The organism is Clostridium sp. SGI.024 (assembly GCF_050315195.1).
GTDB lineage: Bacteria > Bacillota > Clostridia > Clostridiales > Clostridiaceae > Clostridium.
Map to the genome: position 1 here is coordinate 1 of NZ_JBNPON010000015.1, position 17,619 is coordinate 17,619.

13 protein-coding genes and 1 pseudogene are annotated in these 17,619 nt (G+C 29.0%); 1 reads left to right on the plus strand and 13 read right to left on the minus strand.

Annotated features, from left to right (window positions below):
* Positions 1–74: 74 nt before the first annotated feature.
* The 10 genes and pseudogenes from ACQRD5_RS06550 to ACQRD5_RS06595 form a co-directional block, all read right to left on the minus strand.
* Positions 75–416 (minus strand): annotated as a pseudogene (locus tag ACQRD5_RS06550) (lytic transglycosylase domain-containing protein); the annotation flags it as partial.
* 49 nt (positions 417–465) lie between these two features.
* Positions 466–2,523 carry a triple tyrosine motif-containing protein gene (locus tag ACQRD5_RS06555; RefSeq protein ID WP_320628172.1) on the minus strand — a complete coding sequence of 686 codons (2,058 nt, stop codon included), beginning with the start codon at positions 2,521–2,523 and terminating at the stop codon, positions 466–468.
* Positions 2,524–2,648: 125 nt separating this feature from the next.
* Positions 2,649–3,092, minus strand: a complete 444-nt coding sequence (locus ACQRD5_RS06560) for a YaiI/YqxD family protein (RefSeq protein WP_294363976.1) — start codon at positions 3,090–3,092, stop codon at positions 2,649–2,651.
* Between the two features lie 269 nt (positions 3,093–3,361).
* Positions 3,362–4,072, minus strand: a complete 711-nt coding sequence (locus ACQRD5_RS06565) for a transaldolase family protein (protein WP_320628173.1) — start codon at positions 4,070–4,072, stop codon at positions 3,362–3,364.
* Positions 4,073–4,157: 85 nt separating this feature from the next.
* A complete protein-coding gene (deoC, locus tag ACQRD5_RS06570; protein WP_320628174.1) occupies positions 4,158–4,850 on the minus strand; it encodes a deoxyribose-phosphate aldolase in 693 nt (230 codons plus the stop codon).
* A gap of 82 nt (positions 4,851–4,932) precedes the next feature.
* Entirely contained in the window at positions 4,933–5,874 is a 942-nt protein-coding gene (locus ACQRD5_RS06575; protein WP_294363982.1) for a hypothetical protein, read from the minus strand.
* A gap of 103 nt (positions 5,875–5,977) precedes the next feature.
* Positions 5,978–6,805, minus strand: coding sequence for a PTS system mannose/fructose/sorbose family transporter subunit IID (locus ACQRD5_RS06580; protein ID WP_320628175.1), 828 nt, complete (start codon positions 6,803–6,805; stop codon positions 5,978–5,980).
* Complete coding sequence (locus ACQRD5_RS06585) at positions 6,805–7,593, minus strand: PTS mannose/fructose/sorbose/N-acetylgalactosamine transporter subunit IIC (RefSeq protein WP_294363986.1); 789 nt, start codon at positions 7,591–7,593, stop codon at positions 6,805–6,807. The genes ACQRD5_RS06580 and ACQRD5_RS06585 overlap by 1 nt, the downstream gene beginning before the upstream one ends.
* Before the next feature lie 15 nt (positions 7,594–7,608).
* A complete protein-coding gene (locus tag ACQRD5_RS06590; protein WP_294363988.1) occupies positions 7,609–8,100 on the minus strand; it encodes a PTS system mannose/fructose/N-acetylgalactosamine-transporter subunit IIB in 492 nt (163 codons plus the stop codon).
* Between the two features lie 85 nt (positions 8,101–8,185).
* A complete protein-coding gene (locus ACQRD5_RS06595; RefSeq protein ID WP_320628176.1) occupies positions 8,186–8,611 on the minus strand; it encodes a hypothetical protein in 426 nt (141 codons plus the stop codon).
* A gap of 373 nt (positions 8,612–8,984) precedes the next feature.
* On the opposite strand from ACQRD5_RS06595, the gene ACQRD5_RS06600 reads away from it, so the two are divergent.
* On the plus strand, positions 8,985–10,811 hold the full coding sequence (locus ACQRD5_RS06600; RefSeq protein ID WP_294363991.1) for a class I mannose-6-phosphate isomerase: 1,827 nt from the start codon (positions 8,985–8,987) through the stop codon (positions 10,809–10,811).
* A gap of 146 nt (positions 10,812–10,957) precedes the next feature.
* Here the strand turns inward: ACQRD5_RS06600 and ACQRD5_RS06605 are convergent, their stop codons facing one another.
* From ACQRD5_RS06605 to ACQRD5_RS06615, 3 genes are all read right to left on the minus strand, one after another.
* On the minus strand, positions 10,958–11,800 hold the full coding sequence (locus tag ACQRD5_RS06605) for a MurR/RpiR family transcriptional regulator (protein WP_294363992.1): 843 nt from the start codon (positions 11,798–11,800) through the stop codon (positions 10,958–10,960).
* 464 nt (positions 11,801–12,264) lie between these two features.
* A complete protein-coding gene (locus ACQRD5_RS06610) occupies positions 12,265–13,620 on the minus strand; it encodes a glucose-6-phosphate isomerase (RefSeq protein ID WP_291629551.1) in 1,356 nt (451 codons plus the stop codon).
* Positions 13,621–13,883: 263 nt separating this feature from the next.
* On the minus strand, positions 13,884–17,618 hold the full coding sequence (locus ACQRD5_RS06615; protein ID WP_427746632.1) for a fibronectin type III domain-containing protein: 3,735 nt from the start codon (positions 17,616–17,618) through the stop codon (positions 13,884–13,886).
* Position 17,619: the final 1 nt, after the last annotated feature.

The window sequence follows — 17,619 nt, forward strand, 5'->3', positions numbered from 1 at the left end:
ACTGTGCACTAATTTTTAGTGCGACAGCTCCTAAATTATATCAATAACTTTTACTTCTTAATTATTCACTATTTCTATACTATTTGAGACATAATTTTTGGTACATAATTTTGTGTTTCCTCTGGCATTTTATACAAATCACTTGGAGAATTTACTCCTCTTCTTGCCATTGTTCCTGGTCCTGCATTATACGCCATAAGAGCCATTTCAACATTTCCATTATACTTATCTAAATAGGACTTAATATGTTTAACTCCAGCATTTATATTTTCATCAATATCGAAAGGATTTTTAACACCATAAGCTTCACTATTAAAAGCCATTAATTGCATAAGTCCCTTTGCTCCAACACCGGACTATGCATTAGGATTAAAGTTTGATTATTGTTTTATAATAGCTAGTATTAGATTTTTATTTTCCCCCACTCTCAATATTATAACTATTATTAATCTCGTCTATAATATATTATTCTTGAGACTTAACCTGAAATTCTAAATCAAAATAGTCCTCATAATTTAAACTTTTATAATAGCTCTTACTCAATACTAGAACTCTATAATTTCCAGGAGTAAATGGTAGGAAGGTATAATAATTTTTCTTACTATAAGGTTGTACCCTTAACCAATTTCCCTTTTCCATAATATAAAATTCATAACATACATCTTTGCCACCTTCACTTGTTGCTTCAAAGGTTATTTCCTTACCTACTAAAATCTCATGAGATCCTAAGCTAACCTTAGTATTTGTTATTGGTATAGCTTCATTTACATAAATTGATACTTCTTTTTTCACATCATATTCTTCTTTACATTGTACATTTTTAGCATAAATATCAAAAGTATATTTCCCAGGACATTTAGGTTTAACCTTAATATATTTACTAGCAATAAATCCTGTATCTTCAACTTCATGTCCATTTATTTTAGTTACATATCTTAGTAATGTATTCTTTGTATTTTGAGTTATTATTTCAATTTCTATTTTATCTCCTACTAAATAGGCTTCTTTTCCCTCTAACAACACATAATCAATTTCTGCTTCTTGATAATCCTTTACTTTGAAAAATATATAATCATGAGCATCATATTCTCTAGAAGAATATTTATCAATTACTCTAACTTCTACTTCATACTCTCCACTTTCTTCTGGAGTAAAGTTAACCCAATTAGTAACTCCATAATTACTTCTTTCTTTTTCAATCCCATCTTTATATACTACAAAGGAATATTGAAGATGTGTTCCTCCTTCTGCCTTTACCTTTAAGTTTATAGGAAATCCCTTAATACATCCTCTAGTTTTGCTTGCACTAACATCTATAATTTTTACAGGTCTTTCACCCTTTTTATCTATTTTAAAAAGTATATCTTTTTTATCTTCATAATCTCCCTGAAAAGAAATGTCTTTTACTTTTAATGATATTTTATACTCTCCATCTGCTTTAGTTTCCCAATTAAAATTATTAGATCTTATATATCCACTATCTTCAGCAACTGGTCCTTCTACTATATACCTATATAAAAGTTCTTTGCCTCCCTTTACTGAAGCTTTAAATAAAATATTATTTCCACACAATTGTGGTGAGCTTAATTCTGAAGTAAAACTTTTAATTTTAATTTCTTCATAAGGTTTTATTGAATAAATCATAGCAGCTCTATCATCATAAGGCTTATTAGAGAAAATATCCCTTACATAACATAGTAGCTTGTACTCTCCCTCTTCTCTCTCTGATATAGATACTATATTCTTTGTAGAATAATCTTGAATGCAATTAATTCTTCCATTTAAATCTACTCTTAAAAATTTATATAGAATGGTTCTAGACTTCTCATAATTTACTCCAACTTTAAAAATAAGTTCTTCACCTACTAAAAGATTGTTAGATAAACACTTAAAAGAAGTTATTTCACTTGTTGGTTGATTATTTACTTTAAATTTAACTGTTGTGAAATCATCTACATTATTCTCTGAAGAAGGTCTCTTACACTCTATTAATATTTCTTCTTCGCCAATCCTTCTAGTTGTAAAAGTAAACTTATTTTCTGTACTGTAATCTTTTAGAGGTTCCCAACCTTGGCTACCCTTAATCCAAAATCTATATAATAAAACTTCTTCATCCTCTGGAGAAAATATATCTAAATTAACCTTTTCTCCAAGAATTAAACTTGTCTTATCAATTATTACGTCTTGTATTAATTTATTTTTAGTTTCTTCATCCTCAATAATTTCTTTGACATTTAAATCATTAATCTTATACTTCATTCTCAAAGTGTTAGTATTACCTGAATTCCTATCTATAGTTTGAACCATTATCATATAATTTCCTGGACTTTCAGGCTTCCACCGGCACTCTGGCTCCTTAGAATAATCTCGTATTTGCTTCCAAGTAAAACTTCTTTCATTAGGAACTCCCACTAAAAATTTATACTCTAAATTTTCTTCTTCTTCTGAAATTGCCTTTATGTTAATTTCCTCATTTATAGCAGATGGACTATCTTTATCAAAAACTATATTTATATCACTCATACCCTCTCACCTGTTTTTCTCAATATTACATATTATTATTATACATTTATTCCATAAAAATACATAACGAATTTTGTCATCTATATATAAAAATAAGGATAAACCGTAATTTATATTTCTACAGTTTATCCCCTTATATTACTTTCTATTAGCTTTATTAAGTTTTTCTCTAATCTTAAATCGTCTTCTTTTGTCCTTTTTTTAGGATTATTGGTTCTTCCACCTGCACGTCTTATTTTTTGAGATATATGTCTTTCCTCTAATAATCTATCAATATTTTCTTCATTATAATAATAACCTTTAGGATTTATTACGTAGGCTTTTTTACCTAAAGCAATAGCTGCCACTCCATAATCTTGACTAATTACTATATCTTTTTCTTTGCATACATTTATTACATACATATCTACACTTTGAAATCCACTATCAACTACCTTAACTTCTCCATATTCTAAATATATATAATGGTTAATATCACAAAAAACTATTAATTCCAGATTATATTTCTTTGATATACTTTCAATAATGGAGATTCCTGGACAAGCATCTCCATCTACTATAATTCTCATTATTTTAATTTTTCCCTCCTTGAAATGCTTAGTTTATTTTTTGATAATTATATCTCTAATTATATCACTTTATATTTATATATAAAATTATTTTAATTAAAGCACTCTTAAAGTTCTTGGCTATAGTCATTCAATGGAATCAAAAAAAGATAGATATTATATTCTTTGCTCAGTCGCAGGCTCCAAGTCGCTAGAACATAATATCTATCTCCTTATACACTGAAGGAAAGCAGTGTACTTAGCTTTCCAATTCATCATATTAAAAATTTTTATTCTATAAAGTTAATTGGATTTTCCTTCATATTTAAGTCTAAATATGAAGTATCCTCATCTTTTATAAGAGAAAAAGCTTTTCCAAAAGATACTTCTGTTAATTCAGTATATTGACAATGTAGCATTTCTAAAAGTAACGGAAATCCAATTGCCAAAGAGTCTGCTCCAGCTCTAATAGCAAGCTCTGCATCTTTAATAGTTCTGACACTGGCTGCTAGAATTTCTGGAGAAGATTCCATTTTATCATAGATTTTTCTTATTGTTTTTATTGTAGTCTCCATATCTAAGCCATATTCTATACCCCTGGCAATAAATGGAGAAATTGCAAATGCATTAACTTGTGCTGCAATAACAGCTTGCCAAACTGTATATAGTCCCGTAGCTATACACTTTATCCCCATATCACTTAGTATTTTTATTGCTTGAAATCCATCAGATGTGGAAATAATTTTCACTCCAACCCTAGGAGATAATGAGCAAAGATCTAAAGACTTTCTAACAATATCATTGTAATCTTTCCCATGTACTGAAGGGAAAACAGGTAAATTGTCACTTTCATCTAGCATTTTTTGTGTACATTCCTTTAAGGAAGTATTCTCTCCGTAAGTCCTCAATATACTGTTTGCATTAGTTAATATTGCAGGAACCCCTAGTCTAGCAGCCAATACCATATTTTCTTTATTATTGACTCCAATATAAATCTTCATTTTTATTTTCAGATATATTTAATATATCTGACCTCCTTTCTATATTAAAAGTAGCCATATTTATATCTTACACCTTCTCATAAGCTTATATTTGATTAATGCTTGCTTTCAAGGAATTTATAATGTTAACTCCAGAGCTTGTACCTATTCTCTCAGCACCTAAATGAATCATTTTAAGAAAACAGTCTGAATCACGTATCCCACCTGCCGCCTTTATCTTAATTGAGGGAATGGCAACATCTCTCATAAGCTTTACATCTTCATAGGTAGCCCCTGATGTACCAAAACCTGTAGATGTTTTTATAAAATCAGGATGAACTTCGTTAGCTATCTCACACATTTTAATTATTTCAGCATTATCTAAATAGCAATTTTCAAATATAACTTTAGAAGTTACTTTAATTTCCCTACATAAAGTAACAATCTTGCTCATTTCTTTCTTTAGATAGTCATAGTTTTTTTCTTTTACCTCTGAAATGTTTATAACATAATCAATTTCAGTAGCACCATTATTAATTGCGTCATCTATTTCAAATAATTTTGTTTCTATGCTTGTTTGTCCTAATGGAAAGCTTATTGCTGCACCTATTCCAATGTCAGTACCTGATAGAATATTACTACAAAGCTTGCAGTGTACAGAATTAATTGCTACCATTTTAAAATTATATGTCTTAGCTTCTAAACATAACTTTTCTAAATCTTTATAAGAAGCATAAGGTTTTAAATTAGTATGATCAATTAATCTACATAATTGATTTATAGAAAAATTTTTATCCATCTTTAATCACTTCCTTATATAAAAGGATGTATTTCAAGCTGATTTACCATAGTTTTCACCTTAATATTTTTACCATCCCCCATTATTTTTTAATAAAATCAGAAAGAGCTAAATAAATATTATTTAGTTGGTCTATATCACACTGAGAATCCTCTTTTGTTCTAGTATTTTCCACTATATACTCTCCATTAGATTCTTTACCTCTAAATATCATAATTCCATTTGAATATAAAGATAGTGGCGACTTATTATATTCCTCATCATTTAATTTCAGTATTTTTAAATCAAAATAATTGCTTAAACTTTTTATTAAAGTACTATTGTTTAATTCTTTTTTTTCATTAAAGGCTACATAAATATTTTCACCTTCAGCTATGCAATCTAAAATTATCAATTGTGGGTTTTTATTGTTGAATTTATCTAGCAATTCTTTTAATCTCTCATAACCTTTGTAGCCTTCTGCTGTATTATCTAAAAACACATATGCTGTTTTTCTTGAAGATACATTTACATATTGAGCTAATTTAAACAATACTGTTATTCCACCTGTATTTTTATTAAAGTTATAAAAATTAGCATATCCTTTATTAAGCTTTACTACTAAGATCATAACAATTACTATTAAAGCATATAATATTAGTCTTATATTCTTAGTAACATATTTTAAATAATATATACCTAATCCACATATAATTGTGGCTATTATACTGATTATAAGCACTATGATAATATTCTTTTTTTCTTGTTTTCTATTTTTTTCCCAATCTAAAGGGTGATATATAAATTTTGAAAAAAGTATCTTCCTTGGAGTATCATAGCCAGCTACAATTATTTTTTTAGCCGTCTTTAAGTTTCCCACCACTAAACTCATTTCTTTATCGATTCTATTTGAATACTTATCAGCAGAGCATTCTATATTATTCTTTAATAGTTCTCCACCTATATAATTTATGAATTTTGACCTCTGCTTAAAAGTTAATCTTTTAGCTGCAGAAGTACTAAACAATATAAATGTTTTTCTCATAGCAATACCTCTATATTAGATTAAATAGTTCTACATTTTACATTCTACATTTTTAATAAAGGAGCTGTTGCCACAGCTCCATTTTAAATGTTACTTAATATATTTATAGTAATCTTATTAAAACTCCTACTGTTGCTATTAGTACATAGATTAACATAACCTTTAGAGCAGAAAATCTCTTCTTTGATATTAACCAATATCCTAAGAATACTAACAATACAGGTATTAATTTAGGAAATAGTCCATCTAAAACCTCTTGAATAACAACTGTCTTATATTCACTAACATATTGAGCAGTTATATTAAACTTTACATAATTAGCAGTAATTGCACCAGTTACAGTAAGTCCTGCAACAGTAAGTGAGTTTTGAATCAAAGTCATCTTTTTTCCAAGTAAATTATCAACAACACTTTCCCCTAAGTTATAACCTTTAAAGAATAATATTCTTGATACAATTATAAAATATGCCATATTAAATAATACAAATAGTAAAACACCAGAAGCAGATCCTTCAGCACTTAGCCCAATACATATACTTAACAATATAGGTGTCATAGTTGCCTGATTTATAGAATCTCCTATACCTGCTAAAGGTCCCATAAGACCAACCTTTATATTATTAATAAAATCATCTGAAATATCTGCACCATTTGCTTTAGCTTCTTCAAGACTTAAAACAATTCCAGGAATTACTGAACCAAAGCCTACTTCAGTATTGAAAAAAACAGCATGACGTTTTAATAAAGCTTTCTTTTTTTCTTCATCATCTTTATAAAAATGATCTGCTATAGGCATCATAGAAAGTAGAAATCCTGGTGCTTCTAATCTTTCAAATCCAAATACACATAGATAATATTTAAACCAAGTAAACCAGCTACGATTTAACTCTTTTTTGGTAAGCTTGTTTTCTACTACTTTAACATCAGACATTATAGATCATCCTCCTCATCAGTATTTGTATCAGCACCTAAAAAAGACTTTTCCATAAACATGTAATATATTACTGCTAAGCTAAAAGCCAAAACTGCTACTGTAGTTAAATTAAGTCCTAATTGAGTAATACATATAACCCCAATCATAAAAAATGCTATCATTTTTAAGTCCTTTAAAGTATAAGCTAAAAGTATAGACATACCGACTGCAGGAAGTATTCCACCTGCTACAGAAGCAATTCTAAGTATTGTATCTGGAATAGCATTTAATATATCAGAAGCATATTGAGCACCTAGCATTATAAATATAAAAGAAAGACCAAATCTAATAGCAAATGATAATAGTACTGGATAAACCTTGTATGCTCTATTAAGAGCCTTCATATCTCCTTTTTCTATTGCTCTATCACCAGCTGCAAAAAATACAGAACATACAGTTTCATAAGATGTAAATATAGCAGCTCCAAGAACTCCGATTGTTGCTGCAAGAGTAACAGTTACTTCAGCATCTGCTCCAGCTAACATAGCTATAGCTATACATGGATACGAAACAAAGCTCATATCTGCTGAAGCAGCCCCACCTACCATAACATTAGCAATATACATGGTTTGAACAGCAACTCCTATAATTATCCCTTGCTTCAAATCACCTAATATAAGTCCAACTATAGCTCCCCCAACTAAAGGCTTGGCAAGAGTAGTTGAAAACTTAGCTCCTAAAGGTTGTGGATTTTCGGTTCCACCTAGCCAACAAAAAATACTTATTAATATCGCTTTAATGACCATAATCATTCTCCTCCATTAAAAACTTTTTTTTGCATTCTCCCAAGTAATCCCTATTTCATCCGGTATAAGTTTAAAGACAATCTTTATCCCCTTGCTCTCCAAGTAATTGCATGCCTTGGCATCTTCTTCGGTAAAATATATATTATTAGCTACCTTTTTTGTGTTACTTCTCATTCCCTGATTACCCACTATTATTTCATTTCCAAAATCTACTCCAGCTTTACTTAACTCATACAATTCCTTAATAGACTTTGATATTACATAATATTTTTTCTCACTAGAAATAGCTTTAGGAAGTTTTTCTATAGCTTGTTCTGTATTAAAAATATACACTTTCTTCCCCATGGCATTTCCTGCATTTCTATAAACATTCTTCATGAAATTATCATTGCTTATAGTTTCATCAACTAATAATATCATTGCATCTCCTTGTCTAAACTTAGACCACATAAGTACTACTTGTCCATGTATTAACCTGTCATCCACTCTTATTAAAGAAATAGCCATATATCTCACCTCCTTTATTAAAATTCTATATATGATTCCCCTCATTCATGGAAATCATATATTTTAGCTTTATATTAATTAAAATCTAAAGCTCATCCTCATCATTTTCATATAAAGAAACTCTAAATATATCTATACTATTTTTTCCTGAATCAATTGCTGAATTAATGATTTTATCTATATTATTTTCATATTTTAATGAAAGCGCAGCCTCTAAAAACATTGGCAAATTAACACCAGAAATTAATCTGTTATTAGATCTATTTCCCTGAACATATCTGCTAGCTTCATTATAAGGTGTTGCACATTTAAGATCTGCCATAAATAATATGGCTTCACATTCTTTTTCTAAATCATCAACTGCTTCTTCTAACTTGTTTCTGAAAACCTCAACACCTTCACTATCTAAAGAAACGGCTCTAACATTATTAAGTTTTCCCGAGATAAACTCACCACTTTCAATTAGTCCGTTACATAATGTAGAATGAGTTACAACTATAATTCCTAACAAAAGTAATCACTCCCTATATAAATTTTAATCATATACATTAATTATTTTCACTTAAAGTCACACTTAAAATAACCTTTTTTTTACTTTTCTTCTTATTTAAAGGTTATCATAAATTTTATTTCATTTCAAGTGTTTGTAAAAGAATTTTATTTTATTATGTTAAATAATTAATTTACCATTTTAAGTAATGAAAATTTTCGAAAGATTAAAGTTGTAAATTAAATTTTATTCTACAAAATTTATTGATATGAAATAAAATTTATACTATAATATATATAATCAAAGAAAATAGAATAGAACTTATTACCTGATTAAAATACATTCAATATTCTATTTAGTTATAAATAAATTAATATTGAAGGAGGCCAATTTTATGAGCTTTTTATTTGATCCAGTAGATTACAATGATATGACAGCTATTAACAGACCAACTTTTAAGGAAGACTACTTAAAAGATATAACCAAGGGAAATGTAAAGATTGGTATTAATATTTCAAAAAATATCATTTCACTAACACAAAAAAATGGGAAAGCAGTTATACTAGTTGAAGGCTATCCTACAACAAATTTTCAAAATATAATAAACCTTATTACTCCACATTTAACTACTGAAGGATATACCTTTAATCTCTATAATATTGAAGATATATATAAGAGTGAAAAGGATATTGAAAAAATTCTAGAACCAAACCTTCCTCCTAAGTCTGAGGAAGATCCAGTAGCTCTCTATGGTAGAATCTACGACGGAACTTTTAATGATTTCTTTATTCCAGAAAAACATGATAACTTATATAATACAGTTAAAAATGCAGAATCAGGTATTCATATTATATATGGTCATGGTGCTGCTTCATCAAGTTTTCAAGATTTGAAAGATTTAATTATTTATTCAGATGTACCACATGCTGTTGCTTGTCTAAGAGCTAAGAGAGGTGAATACTCAAATATTGGTGATAAAGCTGCTAGGCCTTTTAATGAAATTGTTAGAAGAAACTATTATGTGGATTACGAATTAGAAACTCAATTAAGAAGACAACTTATGGAAGATGATCTTATTGATAAATACATCTGTAACTCTGACCAAGAAAATTTAGTAATGCTAGAAAGGAAGGCTTTTAATGGTATATTGAAAGAACTTACTAATTATCCATTTAGATGTAAACCTATATATGTTCAAGGTATATGGGGTGGAGAATTTATTAGAAAGGTTAGAAACTTGCCAGATGCTCCAAGTAATTATGCATGGATTTTTGATTTCATACCAATGGAAGTTACAATATTAGTAGAATGCAATGATATTTTGTTAGAGTTCCCATTCACTACATTCTATCAAAAATACCCTGTAGAGATAATGGGTCAAAAATCTAAAGATACTTATGGAAGCTACTTCCCTATAAGAATCAACTATGATGATACTTTCCATAGTGATGGAAATATGTCAGTGCAAGTGCATCCTAATACTGCATTTGTAAAAGAGCACTATAACGATTTAGGTGCTCAAGATGAAGCATATTACGTAATTACTACAGGCCATAATGCTAGAACATATGTGGGATTCAAGGAAGACGCTGATACAGATGAATTCTTCAGACTCACAGCACAGTCAGAAAAAGATGGATCTGATGTTGATTATCAAAAATATATAAGCTATATTCCTTCAGTTCCTGGAAGACAGATAATGCTTCCTTCAGGTACAATTCATTGTTCTGGTCAAAATCAATTTATTCTTGAATTAGGAAGCTTAACTGTAGGCTCATACACTTATAAAATATATGATTATAATAGGAAAGATTCTGAAGGTAATAGACGTCCTATATTCAGTATCAATGGTAAGAAACTTACAGATACAAGCAGAAGAACTAATTGGGTTAAAGAAAATATTGCCTTTGAACCTATTGAACTTGAAAAAGGTGAAGGTTACCGTGAATTATTGGTAGGAAGAACTGATCTTATGTATTATGAAACAAGAACAGTAGAAATAGCTACAAATCACAAATGTAGTTTCAAAAATAACGGCCAATTTACTTTACTTACATTAGTTGATGGAGAAAATACTAAGATTTACTCAAAAACTAATCCTGAGTTCTGCTATAATCAGTCTTATCTAGATGTTGTCGTTGTACCTGCTTCCATTGATGAATATGTAATAGAAAATACAGGATATCAGCCTGTTATTGTTCATAAAGCCCTTTTAAAATAATTAAATATATCTATCAATATTAAAAATACACCTTAAATGTTAAGTAGGATTTTAACATTTAAGGTGTATTTTTTAACGCTTTAAGAAACTATAATTATCCCTGTATAGTCATTATATTTTCTTCTTCTATATAGATATCATCAAAATTACAGCTCATTTTGGAAAAATTCATTTAATCGATCAATAAAACTTTCAACAGTGATTGTATTTTGTCGTGCTATTCCTAAAAAAAGCATATCAAGTATAAATAATTGACCATACCTAGAAAAAATAGCAGATAGCCTAGTTTTATTCAACTCTGTACTAGGAACTACAAGATTTAAATCTGCTAATTCTTCTAAAGAAGTTTTTGCATTCTTAGTTATAGCTATACATTTAGCCCCTCTTTTTTTTGCAAGTTTTAATTCTGAGTTAGTATCTTTAGTTTCCCCACTAAAAGAAATTGCAATTGCCACATCTTTATCAGTTATTAATCTTGTATTATGACGACTTATAACACTATCGAAATTGAATACACATTTCTTTTGCATACGTATAAGCTTAAGTTGAAAATCTTGAGCTATAATAGCAGATGCTCCAATCCCAAATAAATAAATTGTATCTGCTTTTTCAATCAATTCGATAGCTTTCTTAAAGGTCTCAAGTTCATTAACCTTAAGAATATCCTCACAAACATTAACAATATTGTTTATTATGTTTGTTGGAAGCGTATCAAAGCAATCTACCCAATTCAGCATTTCTTCCGTATTATTAATACTCTCTTTTTCATTTATACTAGCAAGGCTAATCTTTAACTCATTAAAGGTCATATTACAATATTTTTTTACAAATCTTGAAATAGATGATGAAGATATATTTAAATGTTCAGCTGTTTTATGAATATTTGCTCCTACTATTTCTGAAGTATTATTTATTATATAACTAGCTATAATTTTTTCTGTTGTTGACATCTTATTATAATTTTTTTCTAAGAAATATAAAATTTCCATATTATTCCCTTCCAATACACATTTATATTTAATTAATGATTATTATAATGCGCTACACTAGTTAAAATTACAACGAAATAAATTCTAACATTTTATTTTCACTTAATCCATAGTATTAAATCATCTATTATACATAAAATGTTAAAATTCTTAGATTTTCTATGGTGTCCTCATTATTGCAATATTTGATAAAGTTTTACATTTTAATCCATAATTTTATTTCTATACTAATTTAAAAATACATCTTTTTTCTCTTATTTGCAATATTTTTTATTATTTTTTCCCTTTTTATGTTGCTAATTTAATAACTTTTAACTTTCTTTTTAACAATATAGTAATTTTATATTTCTATTATTTTTTAACCTTTCTAAAGGAATAAAAAATAGTTTTCATAATATTTAATATAAAAAATAGAGTATATAAATACTCCATTTGTTGCATTTATATACTCTATTGTATTTTAATTATTTTAATTTAGATTCTAATTCAGCTTTTAATTCTTCGAATCCTGGTTTTCCAAGTAAAGCAAACATATTCTTCTTATATGCTTCAACTCCTGGTTGGTCAAATGGATTAACTCCTAATAAGTATCCACTTATTCCACAAGCTTTTTCAAAGAAATAAACCATATATCCAAAGTAATATGGACTAAGTTCTGGAATGTTTAATACCATATTTGGAACTCCACCATCATTATGAGCTAATAAAGTTCCTTTAAATGCTTGTTTATTAACAAAATCTATAGTTTTTCCAGCTAAGAAGTTTAATCCATCTAAGTCTCCCTTAGCTTCTTCTATTGAAACTTCTCTCTTAGCTTTTTCCACATTTAGAACAGTTTCAAATAATGTTCTGCTACCCTCTTGAATGAATTGTCCCATTGAGTGTAAATCTGTTGAGAAATCAACTGCTGCAGGGAAGATTCCTTTTTGATCTTTTCCTTCTGATTCTCCAAATAATTGCTTCCACCATTCATTGAAATAGTGTAAACCTGGTTCATAGTTAACTAAGATTTCTATATTCTTTCCTTTATTGTATAGGATGTTTCTCATTGCTGCATATTTGTAGCAATCATTATTCATAAAATCATCAGTTGCATATGCTTCTCTAGCATCAGCTGCACCTTGCATCATTTCATCTATACTAATTCCAGCCACAGCTATTGGTAATAGTCCAACTGCAGTTAATACTGAAAATCTTCCACCTACATCATCTGGAATTACAAATGTTTCATATCCCATTTCATCAGCTAATGACTTTAATGCTCCTCTGCTCTTATCAGTAGTAGCAAATATTCTCTCCTTAGCTCCATCTACACCATATTTCTTTTCCATATAATCTTTAAATACTCTAAATGCTATAGCAGGTTCTGTTGTTGTACCTGATTTAGAAATAACATTTACACTTATATCTAAACCTTCTATTGCATCTAAAAGATCAGCTAAGTATGTTGAACTAATATTATTTCCAACAAAGAATACTTGTGGAGTATCTCTCTTATCTTTTTTTAAAACATTATAGAAATTGCTATTTAACATTTCAATAGCAGCTCTTGGTCCTAAGTATGATCCACCAATTCCTATGACTATTAAAGCATCTGAATTTTTCTTTATTCTTTCAGCAGCATTTTTTATTCTTTCAAATTCATTTTTATCATAATTTACCGGTAAATCTAACCAACCTAAGAAGTCACTTCCTGCTCCTGTTCCATTTTTTAAAGTATCATGTGCACTTTTAACCATTGCTTCCATATTAGATAGTTCTTGTTCTAATTTTACATATGGTTCTACTTTAGATAAATCTAGTCTTAAACCTTTATTCATTAATTCTAACCTCCGAATCTTTCTAGGAATTTTTGTTAACTAATTCTACATGATTAATTCTACTATATTATAGCATATTTTATTTTATATATAAAAAATTATTTAAATATAGTTTTTGTATGTTTATATAAAATACTCAGAAATTTTTAACTTTTTTCTTTTTATTATGCTCATTTTTTATAAAATATAATAAAAGAGTAGATAAATCACTTTAATATTTATCTACCCTCATTATTAATTAATAGCTATTTTCTATATTTTTATTATCTTTTCTTTTTTAGTAGTAGAATTCCTAAAGAAATCGTAATAATAGAGAAAATTGAAGTACCAATTGGTAGTGTTCCTCCTGTTTGTGGTAATAAGCCTTCATTATTTTTTTCTTCATTACCATTACTGCTATTATTATTTTCTTTATTTGTAGTAAATACTACTGTTCCTGCTTCCGAAGTATTACCAGCAGCATCAAGAGCTTTTATTATTAGATTATATTCTTTTGCTGCTTCAAGTCCACTGATTTTGTATGACGTTCCTTCAGTAACTGTTGCTAATAATGTCTCACCATTATAAACTTCATAGCCTTCAACTCCAACATTATCTGTTGATGTTGTCCAAGTAAGTTCTACACTATTTTCTGTAATATTATTTGCTTTTATTTCTGTTGGCTTTGTTGGTGCTTCTGTATCTACTTCTGGTTCAGCACTTTTTGTAGTAAATACTATTGCTCCAGCTTCTGATCTGTTCCCATTAGCATCAAAAGCTTTTATCATTAAACTATATTCTGTTCCCGCTTCAAGACCACTGATTTTGTATGATGTTCCTTCAGTAACTGTTGCTAATAATGTCTCACCATTATAAACTTCATAGCCTACAACTCCAACATTATCTGTTGATGCTGTCCAAGTAAGTTCTACACTATTTTCTGTAATATTATTTGCTTTTATTTCTGTTGGCTTTGTTGGTGCTTCTATATCTACTTCTGGTTCAGCACTTTTTGTAGTAAATACTATTGAACCAGCTTCTGATCTGTTCCCATTAGCATCAAAAGCTTTTATCATTAAACTATATTCTATTCCCGCTTCAAGACCACTGATTTTGTATGATGTTCCTTCAGTAACTGTTGCTAATAATGTCTCACCATTATAAACTTCATAGCCTACAACTCCAACATTATCTGTTGATGCTGTCCAAGTAAGTTCTACACTATTTTCTGTAATATTATTTGCTTTTATTTCTGTTGGCTTTATTGGTGCTTCTGTATCAACTATATTTATATTTTGGTATTCAATCATAGGGGTAATATGAACTGAAGGCTTAGATGGATTTTCTATATTTTGTGCTTCTACACGAATAAAATCACCTTTTTCAACACTAATTTCCATAGGTGCTACATTAACCTTAATTAAGCTTTGTATTAATTCATATGAATTTATTTCATTTCCATTATGTGTGAAAATTAATTTAACTTTACCACCGCTATTACCAGCTTGACGTAAATAAGGCTCATTATCCTTAACAGATAAAACTATTGTTCCAGACTTAGGAACCCTATAAGCCATAGAATGTCCTTGTTCATGTCCAGTTCCCATAGTATCAACTAACAAACCATGAGTTGTTTCAGTTGGTGCAGTTGTTTTATTTGGTAAATCTAATCCTACACCAGCATAATTATTACCATTCCATTGTGGATAAGTAGCATCATATATTGTTAAATTACTATATACTCCACTTGCTTTCTTTTGAGCAAACCATAGATTACCTTGATTTCCAGTATAATCTAAAGCCCATTGATAATTATTTTTAACTTTAATTAAATATGAATTCTCCGAATTATTTTCTGCAATAATTTTTAATGTCATTCCATCTTCTATATTGCCATTCTTAACTTCATTATCACCACTAAATACTTTAATAGTAGCTGTACTATGAACACTAATTCCATCTACCACTTCTTTTATCGATGTTTTATTATTCTCTAAACTTGGTACATATAAGATTTTATTATTTTCATTTATCATATATATACTGTCTTTAATAGAATTATCTGTATTAGCGGAAACAATATACTCTTTTGTTCTACCATTATAGGATAGTTTCACTTTACTTCCACCAGATAAAATATCATTTTCTCCTAAAATATTTGAATTTCTATCTGCAACTTTTACAGTTGCATTATTATCATATGATAATTTCTTTAAGAAATCTTTTACTAATATATCTTTCTCAACTCCTGATATAGAAAGGGCATCCTGATTTACTTTATATATAGATGAATACACCTCTAAAGAAGCTATACTAGATTCGTATATCCCAATATCTGGAGTTCCAGAAACCTTATTCCCAAAGAAATCAAAGCCTCCATTATCTGCAATAAATTTTCCTTTATTAATTGCAGGTGAATCGTCAGCAACTTTATATCCAGCAAAATCACTTAAATCGTGAGTAATCTTCTCATTACTATTTGGAACCTTTTTAGTATATTCAGTAGGTCCACTTCCTGGATTTTCAAATTTAGGATCTTCAGTAATTGCAAAAGCATCAGTTGTTGGAAGGTTAGTGTAATTGTAGTATATATTATTACTATAAGTTACTTTACTATTTCCTCTTGTCCAATCTTCTGATTTTTCAGCTCCAGCATTATAAATAATATTATTTTCTACAACTGCAGTTCCACCAGTCATACCTGGACGAATAAGTGGTACGCCTTCCTTCATATAAAATACATTATTATAAAATACTGCATTTGGATTTCCTGGTAAGTTTAATACACCAGCTAAATCATTTTCACTTATATTGTATCTAAAAACAGAATTGACAGCTTCTATTCCACAAATCATTACAGCACCACCACCATTGTTATGGCTGTAGTTATATTGATATATTGTTCCATCTCCATAATCTGCATCCCAAGCTTGACCATCTTGATTTTCGCAGGTATCGAAGGCTTCATTATATTGGAATATTGCATCTTTACATTTCCAAGGCCATATAGCAGCGGCTACTCTTCCAAATCCAGTCTCTGAATAATCAGTTGTATTAATTTGTTTTGCAACCCCATCTGAAACATTATATTCAATTATAGGTCTATCACAATACATTGTTGTAATAGCATCACCACCAGCATCTTTTATATAATTATTTCTAATTTCTACTCCTGTTGAACCATATTTTGCTATAGTTTCATCTGAAATAGATGCTGTTAAGAACTTATCCCAGTAAGCTGTATAACCAACAGCAATGCCCCAGCGATTAACGTTATTTACTATACAGTTTTCAATTTTTATATCATTATATCTAGATATCCCAGTTTCTGCTTCATTATTTGGATTGAAAACTGTAAAATAAATTCCTCCATTATTCATATGCTTATCATAGACATTACCCATAACATCATGAATGTTTAGCCCATCTAAATAGATATGATCTATAGTTCCTTTGTTTTGAGCAACAGCTGCAACCCCTGTACGGTTCATAGCCTGTAAATGATTATATTTAGCATCTCTTTCTAGGGGTTTATTTGTAATCTCTAAGTTTCTAATATTAATATATTCTACATCGTATAATAATATTGATGAAGATACATATTCTTTATTCTTATGGTTAGCATTATCTAATCTTTTCCCATAATCCTGATACCATATTCCTTGTCCATTAGTATCAATCCTAGGATTTTCTCCATTGCCATACTTATCAATTTCTATTGGTGCTTCCTCTGAGCCACTTCCCTTAATATGCAAATATCCATTTGTAAAAACAGATCCTGCTTCTAATAAAACTTTATCTCCAGGTTGCAATTCTATTTCATTAACTTTTTGTAAGCTATAGAAGGCTCTATTTTCTGATAATCCATTATTATTATCATTTCCGTCTATTGTACTTATATAATAAGTTGTACCCTTAACTTCACTTTCATTTATATCTGCCTTAGCACTTACTGGAGAACTAAATATACTAGCTATCATTGAGAAGGATAAGGCTATAGAAAGAATTTTCCTTTTCATA